13 protein-coding genes are annotated in these 17,048 nt (G+C 54.6%); 5 read left to right on the top strand and 8 right to left on the bottom strand.

The features are described from left to right. Positions 1-11: 11 nt before the first annotated feature. The 3 genes from J7I43_RS06010 to J7I43_RS06000 form a co-directional block, all read right to left on the bottom strand. Positions 12-2,831, bottom strand: a complete 2,820-nt coding sequence (locus J7I43_RS06010; RefSeq protein WP_209144257.1) for a SusC/RagA family TonB-linked outer membrane protein — start codon at positions 2,829-2,831, stop codon at positions 12-14. A 206-nt stretch (positions 2,832-3,037) separates the two neighbouring features. Then, the gene (locus J7I43_RS06005; RefSeq protein ID WP_209144255.1) at positions 3,038-7,129 is read right to left on the bottom strand and encodes a hybrid sensor histidine kinase/response regulator transcription factor; all 4,092 of its coding nucleotides are present in this window, start codon (positions 7,127-7,129) and stop codon (positions 3,038-3,040) included. A 190-nt stretch (positions 7,130-7,319) separates the two neighbouring features. Further along, the gene (locus J7I43_RS06000) at positions 7,320-7,700 is read right to left on the bottom strand and encodes a nuclear transport factor 2 family protein (RefSeq protein ID WP_209144253.1); all 381 of its coding nucleotides are present in this window, start codon (positions 7,698-7,700) and stop codon (positions 7,320-7,322) included. Between the two features lie 103 nt (positions 7,701-7,803). On the opposite strand from J7I43_RS06000, the gene J7I43_RS05995 reads away from it, so the two are divergent. Continuing rightward, a complete protein-coding gene (locus J7I43_RS05995; RefSeq protein ID WP_209144251.1) occupies positions 7,804-8,214 on the top strand; it encodes a winged helix-turn-helix transcriptional regulator in 411 nt (136 codons plus the stop codon). Between the two features lie 48 nt (positions 8,215-8,262). Here J7I43_RS05995 and J7I43_RS05990 read toward each other — a convergent pair whose 3' ends face one another. The 4 genes from J7I43_RS05990 to J7I43_RS05975 form a co-directional block, all read right to left on the bottom strand. Then, on the bottom strand, positions 8,263-8,667 hold the full coding sequence (locus J7I43_RS05990; RefSeq protein WP_209144249.1) for a VOC family protein: 405 nt from the start codon (positions 8,665-8,667) through the stop codon (positions 8,263-8,265). 94 nt (positions 8,668-8,761) lie between these two features. After that, complete coding sequence (locus tag J7I43_RS05985) at positions 8,762-9,661, bottom strand: helix-turn-helix domain-containing protein (RefSeq protein ID WP_209144247.1); 900 nt, start codon at positions 9,659-9,661, stop codon at positions 8,762-8,764. A 77-nt stretch (positions 9,662-9,738) separates the two neighbouring features. Then, a complete protein-coding gene (locus J7I43_RS05980; RefSeq protein WP_209144245.1) occupies positions 9,739-10,281 on the bottom strand; it encodes a hypothetical protein in 543 nt (180 codons plus the stop codon). 8 nt (positions 10,282-10,289) lie between these two features. Then, positions 10,290-10,766, bottom strand: coding sequence for a hypothetical protein (locus tag J7I43_RS05975; protein WP_209144243.1), 477 nt, complete (start codon positions 10,764-10,766; stop codon positions 10,290-10,292). A 128-nt stretch (positions 10,767-10,894) separates the two neighbouring features. On the opposite strand from J7I43_RS05975, the gene J7I43_RS05970 reads away from it, so the two are divergent. Then, positions 10,895-11,398, top strand: coding sequence for a hypothetical protein (locus tag J7I43_RS05970; protein WP_209144241.1), 504 nt, complete (start codon positions 10,895-10,897; stop codon positions 11,396-11,398). 29 nt (positions 11,399-11,427) lie between these two features. Here the strand turns inward: J7I43_RS05970 and J7I43_RS05965 are convergent, their stop codons facing one another. Continuing rightward, complete coding sequence (locus J7I43_RS05965; RefSeq protein WP_209144239.1) at positions 11,428-12,672, bottom strand: PQQ-dependent sugar dehydrogenase; 1,245 nt, start codon at positions 12,670-12,672, stop codon at positions 11,428-11,430. Between the two features lie 203 nt (positions 12,673-12,875). Between J7I43_RS05965 and J7I43_RS05960 the strand changes: the two genes are divergently transcribed. Genes J7I43_RS05960 through J7I43_RS05950 form a run of 3 tightly spaced genes read left to right on the top strand, consistent with a single transcriptional unit; the run spans position 12,876 to position 17,008 of the window. Beyond that, the gene (locus tag J7I43_RS05960) at positions 12,876-15,209 is read left to right on the top strand and encodes a TonB-dependent receptor (RefSeq protein WP_209144237.1); all 2,334 of its coding nucleotides are present in this window, start codon (positions 12,876-12,878) and stop codon (positions 15,207-15,209) included. Positions 15,210-15,212: 3 nt separating this feature from the next. Further along, positions 15,213-16,247: a sensor histidine kinase gene (locus J7I43_RS05955; protein WP_209144235.1), complete on the top strand. Its 1,035-nt coding sequence runs from the start codon at positions 15,213-15,215 to the stop codon at positions 16,245-16,247. Further along, on the top strand, positions 16,244-17,008 hold the full coding sequence (locus J7I43_RS05950; RefSeq protein ID WP_209144233.1) for a LytR/AlgR family response regulator transcription factor: 765 nt from the start codon (positions 16,244-16,246) through the stop codon (positions 17,006-17,008). The genes J7I43_RS05955 and J7I43_RS05950 overlap by 4 nt, the downstream gene beginning before the upstream one ends. Positions 17,009-17,048 lie beyond the last annotated feature (40 nt).

Raw genomic sequence — 17,048 nt, 5'->3', positions numbered from 1 at the left:
GGAAAAATGATTTAAAGCTGAATGTTCATGCCGAAATTGACGATCCGTTGGTTGGGATAACCGGTGAAAAGCGCTTCCGGGTCCATGTTTTTCAGCGGGGTGAACGTAAGCAGGTTGTAGCCGCTGGCAAATGCGCGGATGGAAGCCAGCTTAAGGCGGCTTATCCAGCGTTGCGGCAAAGTGTAACCCAGTTCCAGGTTTTTGAGGCGCAGGTAACTGCCGTCTTTCACCCAGAAAGTGGAAGCGCGGTGATTGTTTACGTTGCCGTTTACCGTAAGCCTCGGGTAAGTGGCCGTGGCGGCGGTTTGCGGCGTCCAGCGGCCGAGGTGGCTTTCTTGCGCCTGCCCGGGCCCGCCGTTCAGCGAAGTGTTGAGGAATTCCCAAACATTGGCGCCGCCGAGATAAATATCGCGGTTGCCAACGCCCTGCCAGGTCATGTTCAGATCAAGCCCTTTCCAGGAAAGGCCCGCGCTGAGACCGTAATAAAAGAAAGGTTTGCCGTTGAAGATAGGGCGCTCGTCCAGCAGGTTGATGGTGCCGTCTCCATTGAGGTCGCGGTAACGGATGTCTCCCGGCACCGGGCTGTAACCCTCCGGCGAGGGGCCTTTCTGTATCTCGTCGTCGTTCTGGTAAAACCCATCGGCCACATAACCGAACTGCATGTTCACGGGCTGGCCGGTACGGCGGTTCCAGTCGTAGGCACGGCGTACTTCCTGCATTTCTTCCATACGCGATTGCAGGAAAGACAGGTTTCCTTTTACAAAATATCCCAAAGCGCCCGCCTGGCCGTTAAAGCCGGCGGTAAATTCCATGCCTTTGTACACCGATTCGCCGATGTTCTCGGAAGGCAGCGAATTACCGATGATGCCGCTGGCATTGTCCCCGCGTATCATCAGCAGGTCTGTATTGCGGTTGCGGAAATATTCGGCGGAAAACTCCAGCCGGTCGCGCAATGCGGAAATGTCCACGCCGATGTTGAGCTTGCTGGTTTTTTCCCAGGCCAGGCCGGGATTGGCCAGCACGCCTTCGGTGATGGCGGCTGCGGAAGTGGAAGGGTTACCGAAATTATAGGAAGTGGTGTTGTTGAAATATTGGATGTACTGGTAATAACCCGCGTCAGACGTGTTGCCGGTGATGCCGTAGGAAGCCCGCAGCTTCAGGATGCTGATGCCAGGCAGCGCAGAGCGGAACCAGCTTTCCCGCGCGATGTTCCAGCCGATGCCCGCCGCGGGGAAATAACCCCAGCGGTTATCCGGATGGTACATGTTGTTGTAGGAGCGCGACATCACGAATTCCAGCAGGTACTTTTCTTCAAAATCATACCTGGCGCGCAGCGCAATGGAAGCGTTCACCAGCGGCAGGTTCCGCACACTGGTGTAGCTGTCGCGGAAACCCACGGCCGTAACACCCACGTGATGCGAGCCGAAAGTGGAATCGTAACCGACCAGGAACTCGGTGTAAGCCTGGCGGTAGTCGTCTGCGATGGCGGACGAGTTATTCTGCTGCCCGTCCGTACCGATCTTGTTGATCAGCGTGTCTTGCCCCGGGCGGGGAATCACGTTGTACACGGCGAAAGATTTGGAGCGGTTCAGCGTTTCGTCGTAATAAGTATTCAGCGAAAAGGCGCCTTTCACGTACAGGCCCGGCAGAAAGGCATCCAGCCGCTGGGTCACGTTCAGGTCCGCCATCAGGTTGCGGTTGTAAGCGGGCCGGTAGCCGGAGCGTACCGCCTGACCGTAGATGTTGTTCTGGTAATCGTTATTGCCTCCCAGGCTGCCGTCGAAATTATGAACGGGGTACGCGTTGTTGGGAGTGCTCATGATGTTGTTGAAAATGCTGGCGGTGGTGGCCCCCGGCTCGTTGCTGTTGCGGATGCGGCCTGCCAGGCTCAGGTTCAGCAAAGTGGTTTTGGTCAGTTCCACATCCACATTGCTGCGGAAAATAAAACGCTGGTAGAAGTTGTTGGTTTTGTAGGTATTGTTCGGATCGGTCACGAAATATCCCTTTTGATTGAGATAATCCAGGTCCACAAAATACCGGGAGATGCGGTTGCCGCCGGAAATGTTCAGATTGTAGCGTTGCATGCCGGCCTGGTCTTTCAGCACTTTGTCGTACCAGTTCACATCGGGGTGACCATAAGGATCGCTGCCGTTTTTCCAGGCGTCCAGGTCGGCCTGGGTATACACGGGCTGGCGGCCGTCGTTGGCGAGGGCTTCGTTGTAAAGACGGGCGTAATCGTACGCGCCGAGGAATTTCGGTGTTTGCAGCATTTGCTGCATGGCGGTTTGCGCGGTGAAGGAAATGCGTTTTTTCCCGTTGTACCCGTGTTTGGTCTGGATCATCACCACCCCGTTGGCGGCGCGGGCGCCATACATGGCGGTGGCCAGCGCGTCGCGGAGCACGCTTACGGAGGCTACCTGTTCGGGATCGATGGAGGTAATGTCCCTGGGCACGCCGTCTACCACTACCAGCGGCGATGCGCCCCGGAGAGACATAGCCGCGCCGTCTTCGCCCGGGGCCAGGTTGTTTTGCGCCAGGCTAAGCCCTGCGAGTTTGCCGTAAAGCGCGTTTTCCACGGAGGTAACAGGGATGTTGCGCAGGGCGTCGTTGTACACGATACCATAAGATTGCAACAATTTTGCACTCGATTGCATACCAAACAATACCGGCACGGTGTCCCTCAAAGGCAATACCCCTCCGGGAGCGGGCAAACTTTGCGGAGCCGGAACTTTCCTGTCGGACGTGTCCGCCGCCGTAGCCCCCGCCTGTGAAGCCAGGGGTGCCAGCGCCGTCATTCCGAGGAAAAAGAACGTAGCGTACTTTTTCATCATGTAACGTGTTGAATTAAAAAATAAAAGCAAAAGCGATAGATCCAAATTGGTTGATGTTCGTTTGTTGGTTCTCTTAGCTGTTGTGATCAAAAATAGGCGGGCGCCCGGTGGCGGCTACCGGTCATTTCTTGCTTTCTTACGGGTGTAATCTGTCAGGAAAGGGGGTCAAATCTGTACGGGGAAAATGAAAGATCAGCCACTATGGCTCATTCCGGAACGGCGCCCTGTTTAGCGGCGGCATATTCCTTCGGGGTGCAGCCGAATTCGGCCTTGAAACATTTCCGGAAATAATCGACATCGGAAAACCCGACCATATAGGCTACTTCGGTAACGGTAAACTCGTTCCTTTCCAGGTATTGCGCCCCCCGTTTCAGCCGGTACACGCGGATGAACTCGATGGTGCTCTGGTTGGTCAGCGCCTTGATCTTCCGGTACAGGGTGATGGGGCTCATGTTCAGTTCGCGGGCCAGCTGCTCCACGTTCAGGGTCGGTTCAAGGATGTTGGCGTCTATGAACTGCATCACTTTATTCAAAAAGGTTTCGTCGGCAGACGTGATGGCGATATTGGCCGGCTGCAGCGTGATGTCTTTGCTGTACCGCTCCCGCAACAGCGCGCGCGATTGCAGCAGATTGCCCGCGCGCAGTTGCAGCAACCCGATATTAAAGGGTTTGGTAATATAATCGTCCGCACCGGTTTCCAGCCCTTCCATCTGGAAGATCACGGGGCTGCGGGCGGTGAGCAATATCACGGGGATATGGCAGGTGCGCTCGTCTTTTTTCAGCTTGCGGCAGAGGTCGGTGCCGTTGAGGCCCGGCATGGCCACGTCGCTGATAATAATATCCGGCAGCACTTCGGTGGCGATGCGCCAGCCTTCGTTGCCGTCCGACGCTTCGTGCACGGTATACCGGTCGCGGAAATGGGAAGCGATAAAGCCCAGCATCTCGGCATTGTCTTCCACGATAAGCATCACCGGCAGTTGCCCCGCTTCGTCCGCCCCGCTTTCTTCCCGCGCGGGCGAAGCCGCCAAAGGCTCCACTGGCGGCATCTCGGGGTTTTCCCGGAGCATTTCTTCCGGCGCGTATTGCGCCGCCTCCGGCGGGAATACCACCGTAAAACAGGTATAACCGGCTTTGCCTTCCGCGGCGGGTTCGCTCTTTACAGTAATGGCGCCGCGATGCAGCGTTACCAGCCCTTTCGTGAACGCCAGCCCGATGCCTGTGCCCGAAATGGGCTGACCGGTATTATTATAATGATGGAACGGGTTGAATATTTTTCCCAAATGCTGCGCGGCAATGCCCGCTCCATTGTCTTCCACATTAATTTCCACCATCCCCTCCCCGTTCACGGCCACGCTCACTTTGATGCGGCCGCCCGGCGGAGTGAACTTCACGGCGTTAGACAGCAGGTTGAACATGATCTTTTCCAGCTTGTCGTGGTCGAACCACAGCGGCATGAGCTGCCCCAGCATATCCAGTTCCAGCCGGATGCCGCGCTGGCGGGCGTATGCGTCGAAAGACAAAATGATCTCCCGCATGAACTTCACCATGTCGTACCGTGCTACCTGCAGTTTCATATGACCGGCCTCGAACTTCCGGAAATCCAGCAACTGGTCCGTAAGCCTGAGCAGGCGTTCACCGTTGCGCTGCATGAGCTGCAGCTGGTGCCGCACTTTTTCCCCCGCATCGTCTCCGCTCAGCAGCTTTTCCAGCGGGGCGAGAATAAGGGTGAGCGGCGTTTTGATCTCGTGGGAAATATCGGTGAAAAAAGACAGTTTCCGTTGGGCCAATTCCTGGTCTTTTTCCCGGCTGCGCTGCTGCATCTGCAATTCGTGCCGAAGCCGCGCGGTTTTGAGGGAATGGTTCCAGAAAAAATACAGCACGCCAGCGATCACGGCGAGATAAAAAAGATAGGCGTACCAGGTTTTCCAAAGCGGCGGCAGCACCGTGATGCGAAGGCTGGTATATTGTTCGTTCCAAAGCCCGTCGTTATTGGCGGCTTTTACTTTAAACACGTACTCGCCCGCGTCGAGGTTGGTGAAGGAAGCCTGTTGAAGGCTGCCTACGTAATTCCATTGCGGGTTGCCCTTCATGCCTTCGAGGATGTAGGCGTACTGGTTCGTGCGCGGGTTGATGTAGTTCAGCGCGGCGAACCCGATCGCGAAAAACGCCTGGTCGTGCCGCAAAGTGATATGTTCGGTATACGTAATGCTTTCGCTGAGCGGCGAGCCCTTCTCCCCGATGGCTACGGGCCTGTTTTTGATCAGGAACGAAGTGAGCGCGACGGGCGGTTTGGTTTTGTTGATGATGAGTTTGCCGGGGTTAAAAGACACGATGCCGTTGGTGCCGCCAAACATCACTTCGCCGGAAGCGGTGCGGCAGGTGGCCGCCAGGAATTCGTTGGAGCCGAGCCCGTTGTTCACAGAATAATTCACCACCTGCACGTCCTGTTTGTCAAACGGCGCATGCGCCTTGCGCAGCACGATGCGCGCGATGCTCTGGTTAAAACTCACCCAAAGATCGCCCAGCTGGTCCTGGATAATGCCGTGCACGATGTTGCTGGAAAGGCCGAAAGTGGTATCGAGGGTGAAGAACTGGTTGCGTTCGCGGTTGAGCAGCTTCAGGCCGCCGCCGCGCGTGCCGATCCAGATGTTGCGGCGGTCGTCTTCATATATGCAGAGGATCGCGTTTTTATTGAACACGCTGTCGTATTCGGCGAGATAGTTGCGGAAACGCCCGCTGCCCGCCGGCAGCCAGGAAAGGCCCAGCTCGGTGCCGATCCACACCCCGCCCTGGCTGTCCTGCATCAACGCATTGATATCGTTGGAAATAATGCTGCCGGGATTGTTCCTGTTGTGCCGGTAACGTACGGTATCGCCGCCTTCGATGCGGAAAAGCCCGCCCTTGGTGCCTACCCACAGGCGCTGGGCGTTGCCGGCAAGACCGTAGATCACTTCGTCCGACACGCTTTTCGGCGTTTCCTTGAGCGGAACGGGCCGTATGCCTCCCGATCCTACGTCGTACCGGTAAAGCCCTTCCAGCGTGCCGATATAGAGGTGCCCCTGCCCGTCGAACTGCAATGCTTTCACCATTTCGGGGTTCACATGATGCGGCGCGGCGGGGCTCACCCGGATATGACGGAACTCGTCGCTGCGGCGGTCGTACACATTCACGCCGCCGCCTTCCGTGGCGATCCAGAGGTTGCGTTCCGCGTCTTCGCGGATGCTGCTCACCACGCGGTAAGTAAGCCCGGGCTTGCGCCCCATCTGTTCGTTGATATAACTGAAATTTTCGTTGCCCGGGTGCTCCACGCTCACGCCGCCCGCAAAAGACCCGACCCACATGCTTCCCGCTTTGTCTTTCATAATGCTCAGGATGCTGTTGCCGGAAATGGAATACGGATCGTATTTGTCCGTCACAAAATGCCTGACGGCCGTGCGCTGCGCGTTCATGATATAAAGGCCGTTGCGCGTGCCGATCCAGGTTTCGCCGTTGTGGCTGTAGATGGCGCGCACCATATCGCTGCTTACGCGCGGCGTGGTGGCGGAATTATAGTTTTCGGTGCGGCCCGTGGCGCGGTCCCACACGATCAGGCCGTCTTTTTCCGTGCCCAGAAAGATGTTGCCCAGGCTGTCTACATGAATGCACTGCGTGGCGCTTTTCCCCATCAGCGGGTTGCGCATCAGCCCTTGGGGCGTGGGCAGCCGCCGGCCGGTAGCGGGATTGTAACAATACACGGAATCCAGCCCGGTAAGCCACAGCAGCCCGTCCGCATCAAAGGCCATGGAGCGCACGTAGGGTTTCCCCGGCTCGCGGCCGAGGTCTACGGGATGCAGCACGCGTTTTTCTTCGTCGTACCGCATCAGGCCGCGCGGCGTGCCCACCCACACGGTGCCTTCGCGGTCGCGTTTCATCACGTTCACGTGTTTGAAATTATACGCGGGCTGAATGTTATCTGGCAGGTCGCCGTCCGGAAGGATGCGGTGGAAACGCTCCAGCCGGCATTCGAACATATCGAGACCAAGCGCCGTGCCTACGAGCAGGTTGCCTTTGCGGTCTTCTTCTATGCTGAGCAGTTCGTTGCTGTTGATGCTGTAACGGTTGCCGGGATCGTAGCGGAAATGGCGGAAATTGTAACCGTCGTAACGGTTGAGGCCGTCGGTAGTGGCGATCCAGATAAACCCGCGGGAATCCTGGAAGATGCTGTAAACGGAGCTTTGGGAAAGACCGTCGGCGATGCCGAGATGGGAAAAACGCATGCTCCCCGCCTGCGCGGACGCGCCGGAAGCAAAGAGCAGCAATCTTATGAAAGCGAATGCAAAAACAACGCTTTTTATTCCCTTGGTTGATATCATTTCAAAAACATCCTCTAAAACCAGGCTAAAAATAACCTTTTAGCAACGAAAAAAAAATGCGGCGGCGAATGGGGCCGCCGTTACCCGCGGATGAACAGGTGTGATGGTATCTTGCTTTAAACCCGCCCCTGCCGTTTCAACGGGGTATGTTCCTGTCGAACGTCAGCGTGTCGAAAAAGATGGTCAGCGAAGCCAGTTTGCCGTTCTCCACTTTCCAGACCTCCGCCACATCCCCATTGATCTTCGCCCCATTGGGGAACACAAAATCGTAATTGCCGGTCACATACGCGCGGCCGCCTTCCACGATCATTTCTTTCACGCGCATACCCGTAAAGGTGCGGGAAAACCGTCTGATCACTTCAATGTAAGCGGCTTTGCCTGCTGCGGGCGCCGGGGCGGTCATATTGCCGCCGGTGAAAAGAAAATCGTCTGCGATCACATCTTCCCAACCCTGTTTGCAGGCAAAACCTTCATAATAAACATCAAGCAGCTGACGGGTAAGAGCGGAGTTTTCCATAATGTGCGTAATTTGAGGGTTATTGTTATCTTAGTACTTGCGTTTTGCAAGCACTAAGATAATAAGTAATTTCAATTTGCAAGTACTTTTCTAACATTCAGGTATGGAAAAAACCAGGTCGGATTGCCCCATCAGCTGTTCGCTCGACGTATTCGGGGATAAATGGTCGCTGTTGATCATCAGGGACGTGATGTTGCGCGGCAAAGTATCTTACGGCCAGTTCCTGGAATCGGAAGAAAAGATCGCCACCAACATCCTCGCCAACCGCCTCAGCGTGCTGGAAGCGGAAAACATCCTGATAAAACGCGTTTCCCCCGCCAACCGGTCCAAATTCATTTACAGTCTTACCCCCAAAGGCATCGACCTGCTGCCGATCGTGATCGAGATCATGGACTGGGGCGCGAAATACAACGCCAACTGCCCGCGAAGGGAACTGGGCCAAAAGATCAAAAAAGATAAAGCGGCGGTGATAAAAGAATATTACCAAAAACTGCGCGGCGACGCGGAACAATAAAGAAAGCCCCGGGCATTCGCCCGGGGCTTTAATTTTTTCAACCGTTTATCAACCGGGCAGCTGACTCATGTCCATGTACGCAAATTCCCATTGATGGCCGTCGAGATCGGCGAATGCGTGCTGGTACATCCAGCCATGGTCTTGCGGTTCGCTGTACACGGTCCCGCCCTGCTCTTTGGCTTTGGCCACGATGCGGTCCACTTCCTCGCGGGATTCCGTGTCCAGCGCGATCAGCACTTCAGTGTTTTTCTTTGCGTCGCTGATCGGCTTTTTGGTGAAGGTGCTGAAATAAGGCTCCACCAGCAACATGGCGTAGATCGCGTCGCTGATCACCAGGCAGGCGGCCTTTTCGTCGGTGAACTGCGGGTTGAAACCAAAGCCCAGTCCTTCGAAAAAAGCCTTTGATTTGTTAAGATCTTTTACGGGGAGATTGATGAAAACTTTTGTTGCCATTACGTTCGGTTTTTATGTGTATGTGTTTAACGATACAAAGGAAAACATTTCCAGCGTCAACGAATGGTCGAAAACTTGGTTAAACCGGTAAATTTTATCGATGGTCCTGTTTACGGAACTCCGAGGGCGACATGCCGGCCTGTGCGCGGAAAAACTTCCCGAAGTTGGCCGGGTCTGAAAAGTTAAGCTGGTAGGCTATTTCGGCGATCTCGACATGCGTATGTTGCAGCAGCGACTTCGCCTCCGTTAATAATCTTTCCGAGATATACGACAATGCATTTTTGCCGGACACGGCTTTTACCGATTGAGAGAGATAGTTCGGCGTCACCGCCAGCATGTCCGCATATTCCTGCACGGTGCGTTTGTCGATGTAATAGTTATTCACCAGCTGCATATATTTTTTCAGCAAAACCTGCTGCGGCGTAGCCGCCATCCTGACGCCCTGCATTCTTTCCGCCGCAAATTCTTTCAGATGGTACAACAGGGCCAGCAATTTCACGCGGGCTTCCACGTGCTGGTCTTTACCGGAGCGTTCGTATGCGGCGAACACTTCTTCGAAATGCGGCGCCAGTTTCTCGAAAACAACATGATCGAAGCGGAAAAGACTGGTATGCAGCACATCGAAAAAAGGAAATTCTTTCTGGAAATCAGGCCTGAAAAAGGAGAAACATTCGGGCTGGAAATAAAAGACATAACCGTGCATGGCTTTATCGCGGTAAAAGCTGTACAGCAATTCCGGCGATTGAAAAACCATGTACGAGCTCATGCTGGTTTCGTTGGTGCCGCCGTGCGTAACCCTGGATTTTGCGGCGTCGGTGAACAGGCCGACAAAATAAAAGCTGCGCCGGAAAGGCGGCCGGTAAATGTTTTCTTTATGCTCCGCCAGGCGCAGGCAATAAAAAACCGGGTTGGCGGTGCGGTGCGCCACATCGATGGATGCGAGGAATTCATTGATATCGTTGTAATAAGGAATGGCGGATTTCGGTTTTTCCATGTTTCAAGATACTAAAATTCTCCGCTGGCGGCGGTTCCTGACAGTCTTTTAATAGCTTCCCCTTTGTGAGCTGTTACCTATTTCCCCGGCACCGGCACAATACGGTTGAACGTATAGCTGTAATATTCGTTCCCGGTCCTGAATGTTTTGTTGTTATCCAGCACGAACAGCACATTATCATCGCCTTTCCAGAGATACAGCTTCGTGTTGACTGTAGCCGGTTCCAGCACGTACAATCCGGCCTTTGCATCGCCGGGCATGCCTTTTTCGGTATGCCAGGTGCCTTCCATGTTGAGGAGGCGGTACGAATCGCCGTCCTGCTGCTTCACTTCTCCCGCGCCCACGATGCGGAGTTTGAAAGTAGTGGGTTTTGAAGAAGCGGGATCGCGGTGAAGCTCGAGGCGGCACTTTAGTTTTTCGCATGGTTTGTCGGTTACCAGCTGCAGTTGCGGCACAATGCCCTCGCAGGGAATTCTTCCTTCAAAAAATCCGTAAATATCCGGCCCTTTCGGGATGGGCTGAAAAGTGATGGCATCGGAAGGCCGGTTGTCTGCCGCGGCGGTTTGCGCGACGGACAGCTGTGCGATCAGCAGGAAAAAAAGCGTGCATATCGTTTTCATGATCAATTTTATTTGGCGGTGACCTTGCTGAGGGTGTAGCTCCATCCGCCGTTGCCGATCATTAAATGACCGTCTGCATCCAGCAGATGAAGCAGTTCGTTACTGAGTCGGATGAAGGAAATGTTTTTATGGGTTTTGCCGTCTTTCAACTGGTAGACCGTTGCCTGCGGATGGGCGGGCGTGCCTTTTTGGATGGTCCAGCTGCCGGAGAGATCCAGGCTTTTCCCTTTGCTGAAACCTTTGGTGCTGGCTTTCGTCATCCCATATTCGCAATGCAGTTCGAACGTGTGTTCGTGCAAGACCAGTTTCCATTTCATCAGTTCGCATCCGATTTCTGCGTCCATACCCGGAAGAGGGCGCGTGCCCTGGCTGCAGGGCGTGCTGGCCGCGTACACGGCGGCCGCGTCATCCGGCTGATGGTTTTGCGAGCAGGATTGGGCGGTGATGAACAACAGCATTGAAACGGTAAGAACGATTGTTTTCATGGACCGGAATTTTTCTGAAAGCTACGGCCTGTGGGCGTTTTTTGTGGAGAATTTACATCTTCTGCGCCAAAACCTTGACAAATGGAGGGGTTCATGGTATATTCGTTGCAGTAAAAAGTAAAAGCAGTATGCCGTTAGAGCCCATTATCATCAAAGAAGGAAAATGGACAAGCGCCGCCATCGGCACGATCTGTTTTTTGCTTTTTTTATATCTCGTCTACTGCATATTGAACAAACCTTCAATTTTCGAAAAGATATTACTCGGCGTGCTGGCGGCATGGCTGCTTTACCTGGCCGTTTCGCAGTGGTACAAATCACGCACGGACGCCATCTGGATGAGGATAGACGCGGAAGGCATCACTCACAGGAAAACGCGGATAAAGTGGATGGATATTGATTATTTCTACACGGTGCTCGACCCCAGCTTCAGCGATTACAAATATTATATGGGCATCGCATTCACCTCCGGTCGTGAAAGCATCAAAATTGAACTCCCCCCGCAACTGGAGGAAAAAGAGCTGCGAAAACATATCATTGCGTTTTCAAATAATCCCGGCATCCGTGATGGCGGGCATGAAATCATTCACTACGATCATTCCGCGCTCAAAAACAAAAAGCCCCCGGTGGAATAACCGGAGGCTTTGTATGTGGTTCTGAAAATCTACTTCTTGAATATCCGGTACAGCTTGCCGCCATCCGTTATGGCGTACAACGCGCCGTCTTTACCTTCGGTAATATCGCGGAAACGTTCTTTTTCGTTTTCCAGCAAACGTTCTTCACCCACCACTTTGTTGTTCTCGATCACGATGCGCGCAATGTGCGTGCTGCTGAGGCCGGAGATGAACAGGTTGTTTTTCCATTCGGGCATGGCGTCGCCGCTGTAGAAGGTGATGCCGCTGGGAGAGATCACGGGGTCCCAGTAATAGACCGGCTGCTCAAGCCCCGCCTTTTGCTGGATGCTGTCGCCGACCTTTTTGCCGCTGTATTCGATGCCGTACGTGATGGTCGGCCAGCCGTAGTTTTTCCCGGCCTCTACCCTGTTCAGCTCATCGCCGCCTCTCGGGCCAAACTCGGTTTCCCACAGATCGCCGGTAACGGGGTGGAACGCAAGGCCCTGCACGTTGCGGTGACCATAAGAGAACAATTCGGGGCGCGCATCGGCTTTGCCTTCGAAAGGATTGCCCGGCGCGGGCTGGCCTTCTTTCGTAATGCGGATCACCTTGCCGAGGCCCGATTTCAGGTCCTGCGCCTGCGGCCTTGTTTCAAGATCGGAACGTTCGCCGGTGCTGATCACCAGGTTGCCGCTTTTGTCGATCAATATACGGCCGCCGTAATGCAGCGTGCCTTTATAAGCGGGCGTAGCGCGGTAGATCACGGTAGCGCCTTCTATCTTTTTTTCGTCGGCCGAAAGTTTGCCTTTGGCCACTGCGGTGAGATTGCCTTCGGGCAGGTTTTCGGAGAACACCCAGTATACGGTGCGGTTACTGGCGAAGTCCGGGTCTACCCGGAGACCGAGCAAACCGCCCTGGCCGGCGGAATTTACCGCGGGAAGGCCCGTGATGGAATCGCTCACTTTACCGTCGGGCGTTACGATGCGCATCGTGCCTTTTTTCTGGGTGATGAGAAAACGGCCGTCCGGCAGCGTGGTAATGCCCCAGGGATTTTTCAGGTCGCTGGTGAGCACTTTGCCTTCGTAAGCCATGGCCGTTTTAACGCCTGCTATCCTCGTCTGGCCCGGGAAGGCGGGTTTATAGTCGGGAGAATTGGCGGCTTTGGTTTCCACCGGTGCGGCGGAACTGTCTGCCGATGCGTCGCCGGTGCTCTTGGGAGCGGATTGACCGCAGGAAGCCAGTGCAAACACGCCTCCGAGGCAGATCGCTGTCAGAAACTTGGGTTTCGAATGCATAATGATGAGGGTTTTATATCAAAGTTTGACGGGTTAAATATAATCGAAGTTTCCTGAATATTCGTTTTCCCCGCTCCCATTCCGCCTGCAATTACATAAACGGCAATAAACAAAATCGTCGTTTCGATCCGTGTTTTCGCCGGTTCACTCCTTTCCGCTTCCCCGGTCGGGGAACAGCCGCCATTTTTGCACAAAAAAAACACATGAAACCATTGTTCTGGCTGCTTCTCCTGCTCTTGCCGCTTCGCAGCTTCCCCCAGCAATCCCTGCCTGTGCAGACCGTTAAAGGCACGGTAACAGACCGCTATACGCATATTCCCCTGCCCGGCGTAACCGTGCAGATCGATCGCATCGGCGCTGTTACGAACGAAAAAGGCGAATTCCGCATCAACAGCGTGCCCGTTGGCCGGCATACGCTCCGTTTTTCGCTGATGGGCTACGAACCGCTGGTGATCGGCAACGTGGAAGTAAACGCGGGAAAAGAAACGGTGGTGGAGATCACGCTAACAGAAAATATCGTGAAACTGAAGGATTATATAGTAACCGCTCAACAGAAAAAAGGCGCGGTCAATCCATTGGCGCAGGTAAGCGCCCGGCAGCTGGGCATGGAAGAAGGCATGCGTTACGCCGGCAGCCGCAACGATCCTTCGCGGATGGCGCAGAACTTTGCGGGCGTTATCGGCGGCAACGATGCGAGCAACGATATCGTGATCCGCGGCAATTCGCCCAACGGCGTGCTTTACCGCATGGAAGGCGTGGACATTCCCAATCCCAACCACTTCAGCACCATTGGCGCCAGCGGCGGCCCGGTGACGATCCTGAACACCAACACCCTCCGGAATTCGGATTTCATGACGGGCGCATTTCCCGCGCCATACGGCAATGCGCTCGCCGGGGCGTTCGATCTCCGGCTCCGCAACGGCAACAAAGACAAATACGAATTTCTCGCCGAAGTGGGCTTCAACGGTTTTGAAGCGGCGGCGGAAGGGCCGCTGGGCAGGCCCGGGAATGCGTCTTTCCTGCTCGATTACCGTTACTCTACCGTAGCGGCCATCCAGGCGCTGGGTTTGTCTGTAGGTACAGGCACGGCGGTGCCCTATTACCAGGACCTGAACCTGAAACTTCACGCGCCCACGAAAAACGCGGGCACGTTCAATCTTTTCGCCCTCGGCGGCCTCAGCAACATTCATTTCGGGCCGGATGAAGACACCACCGGGCTGTACGGCAGCGACAACAAAGACCGCGACCGTAAATACGCCTCCAATACCGGCGTGGCGGGCCTTACCCACAGTTATAATTTTAATGCCGCCACGTTCGGCCGGGCATTCGTTGCATTGTCTTTCACGCAAAGCACCGGGAACGAGTTCATCGTAAAAGACGGACTGCCCGCCGAGCCCGCTGTAAAACTGGATAACCGTCAAACCAAAACCAGCCTGGGTTACCAGCTGGAGCACCGCCTCAACGCCCGCAACCAGCTGAGCGGCGGCATCTCCGCAGACCTGATGCGGTTCCGGCTCGACCAGGCGTATATCAAAGATGGCGACGATGTAATATCCGCCGATCTCGATGCCCGCGAATCCACTTCGCTGGCGAAAGGCTGGATCAATTTGCAGCATCATTTCAGCGACCATCTTACCGCCAACACGGGCGTGTATGCGCAATATCTTGCGCTGAACGGTTCCTACTCGGCGGAGCCGCGCTTTAACATCAAATACCGCACAGCCAACGACCAGGCGCTTAGCCTGGGGCTCGGCATGCACAGCCAGCTGCAGCCGCTGGAAGTGTACTTCCGGGAAACCGGGGGGAAACTCACCAACAACGAGCTGGACTTCAGCCGCAGCCTGCATGCCGTGCTGGGTTACGAATTGCCTTTGAGCAACAAATTCCGCATCAAAACGGAAGCGTATTACCAGCATTTGTACAACATCCCCGTGCAGCGCGAACCGGGCCCCTTCAGCATGCTCAACACCGGCGCGCAGTTCGGTTTCCCGGACGAGCCGAACCTGGTTAACGCCGGCACGGGCAAAAACTACGGTCTTGAGCTTACGCTGGAAAAGTTCCTCGACAAAGGGTTTTACCTGCTCTTTACGCAAAGCCTTTTTAATTCGAAATTCCTTGCCAGCGATAAAGTGTGGCGCAATACGGCGTTTAATTCGCAATACGTGACCAACTTCCTGACCGGCAGGGAATGGACGCTGCGGCCGGGTTTCAACCTGGGGGTAGACACAAAGGTATCTTTCGCCGGCGGCCAGTGGTACACGCCTTTCGACGTGGAAAAAACCATCGCGAAAGGATATGAAGTATACGATGATTCAAGAACATTTTCATTGCGGAACAATCCGTATTTCAGATGGGACGTGAAAATCTCTTTTACCTGGGAAATGGGCCGCACCACGCAGAAATTTTTTATGGACTTCCAGAATGTGACCGTAAAAAAGAATATTTATATTAGAAGGATCAATACCACTACCGGTACGGTTTCCGACATCAACCAGATCGGTTTTTTCCCGAACGTCAATTACCAGTTCACTTTTTAACGCATGAGCAAAAGAAACGTCCGCGAGGCGCTGGGTTTTAACGACAAATGGTTCGTACTGCTGGGAATTCCCATCGTGGGTTTCCTGACGCCCATCGTGTACCTGGGCGCGCGTTTCAACCGGCCTCCGTATTACGAATGGATCGCGTGGGCGTTCTCCACGGCCATCACGGCAGTGTTCTGGTTCGGCAACCGCGCCATCCTGGTATACATGCGGCGGAAATACCCGCTTTTCGGACAATCGCGCAAACGTATTCTCATTTCGGCGGCGGTGATGCTCATGTACACGCTTATTGTCGCAAATTTCAACGGCGTAACGCCGCCTTTCTGGAGTGAAGAAGGCGTGTTTTACGGGCCGAACCTCAACATGCTCGGCATCGTGAACACCCTTGCGATCGTGAGCGTGTACGAGATCATCTATTACATGCGCCAGCTGCGGGAATCGGTGAAACACCAGGAAGAGCTGCGCGCCGAAAACCTGCTGGCGCAGATCAGGGCGCTGAAGAACCAGGTAGACCCGCATTTCCTGTTCAACAATCTCAACACGCTCAGCGCCATCGTGCAGGACGATCCGCAGCTGGCCGAGCCGTTCATCCAGCGGTTGTCCAAACTCTACCGCTACATCCTCGAAATGCCGGAATCCACGCTTATCACCGTGAGGGAAGAGCTGGACCTGCTGGAGGCGTACGTTTACCTGCTCAATACCCGTTTTGGCGACAGCCTGAAAGTGAACATCAACATACCCGCTTCCTTTCACGCGAAAAAAATGGTGCCCTTCGCACTGCAGCTGCTCGTGGAAAACGCGATCAAACACAATATCGCCTCTTCTTCGCGGCCGCTGACGGTCAACATCGAAGCGATGGAAAGCGGGCTGACGGTGAGCAACAATCTCCAGAAAAAACAGCAGCCCGTGATCTCCACCGGCAAAGGGCTCGAGAACATCAACAGCCGCATCCGGCTGCTGCAGCAACAGGAAATGAAATGCATCACCACGATGGACCAGTTTATCGTCACCCTCCCTTTATTCCCTGAAACATGATAAAAACTGTGATCATAGAAGATGAAGCGCCGGCCGCTAAAAAGCTCGGCAATCTGCTCCGGAAAATGAACGGCGACGTTACCGTTTCCGCTACGCTGGACAGCATCGAAGAAAGCGTGAAATGGTTCCAGGTGTTCCCGCAGCCCGATCTCGTTTTTATGGATATCCAGCTGGCGGACGGGCTGAGCTTCGAGATCTTCCGGCAGGTGAACATCACGGCACCGGTAATATTTACCACCGCCTACGATCAGTATATGCTGCATGCGTTTAAGAACAATGGCATAGAATACCTCCTCAAACCGCTGGACGCCGAGCAGCTGGAACAGGCCATGCAAAAGTTCCGGCAGTTTTTCGGCAAAAAAGAGAACAATGATCTCGCGGGGAAGATCGGCGCGCTGCTGCAGCAATTGCAGCCGCCCGTTTACCGCGAACGTTTCCTCGTGAAAAGCGGCCAGCAGCTTTATTACGTCAACACCGCCGACATCGCCTGCCTGTACGCCGAAGGCAAGCTCGCTTTCGCGCTGGACTTCTCCGGCAAACGCCACCTGATGGACGATAATCTTTCCACCCTCGAAACCCAGCTACCGCCCAACGATTTTTATAAGGTCAGCCGCCACCTGGTGGTGAACATCAAAAGCGTGCGCCGCATCCACCCTTGGTTTGGCGGCCGTTTAAAACTGGAACTGCAGCCCGCGCCGGATGTGGAGCTGGAAGTAAGCAGGGAAAGGGTTGCAGGGTTTAAAGAGTGGCTGGGGAAATAAAAGGACGGGGGATGTCGTTGTAATGAGCCATCCAATTTGA

Origin of the sequence: Chitinophaga chungangae (assembly GCF_017742215.1) — a bacterium.
GTDB classification, from domain to species: Bacteria; Bacteroidota; Bacteroidia; order Chitinophagales; family Chitinophagaceae; genus Chitinophaga; species Chitinophaga chungangae.
The sequence above is the reverse complement of the archived record's forward strand: the minus strand, read 5'-3'. Positions and strand labels throughout refer to the sequence as shown.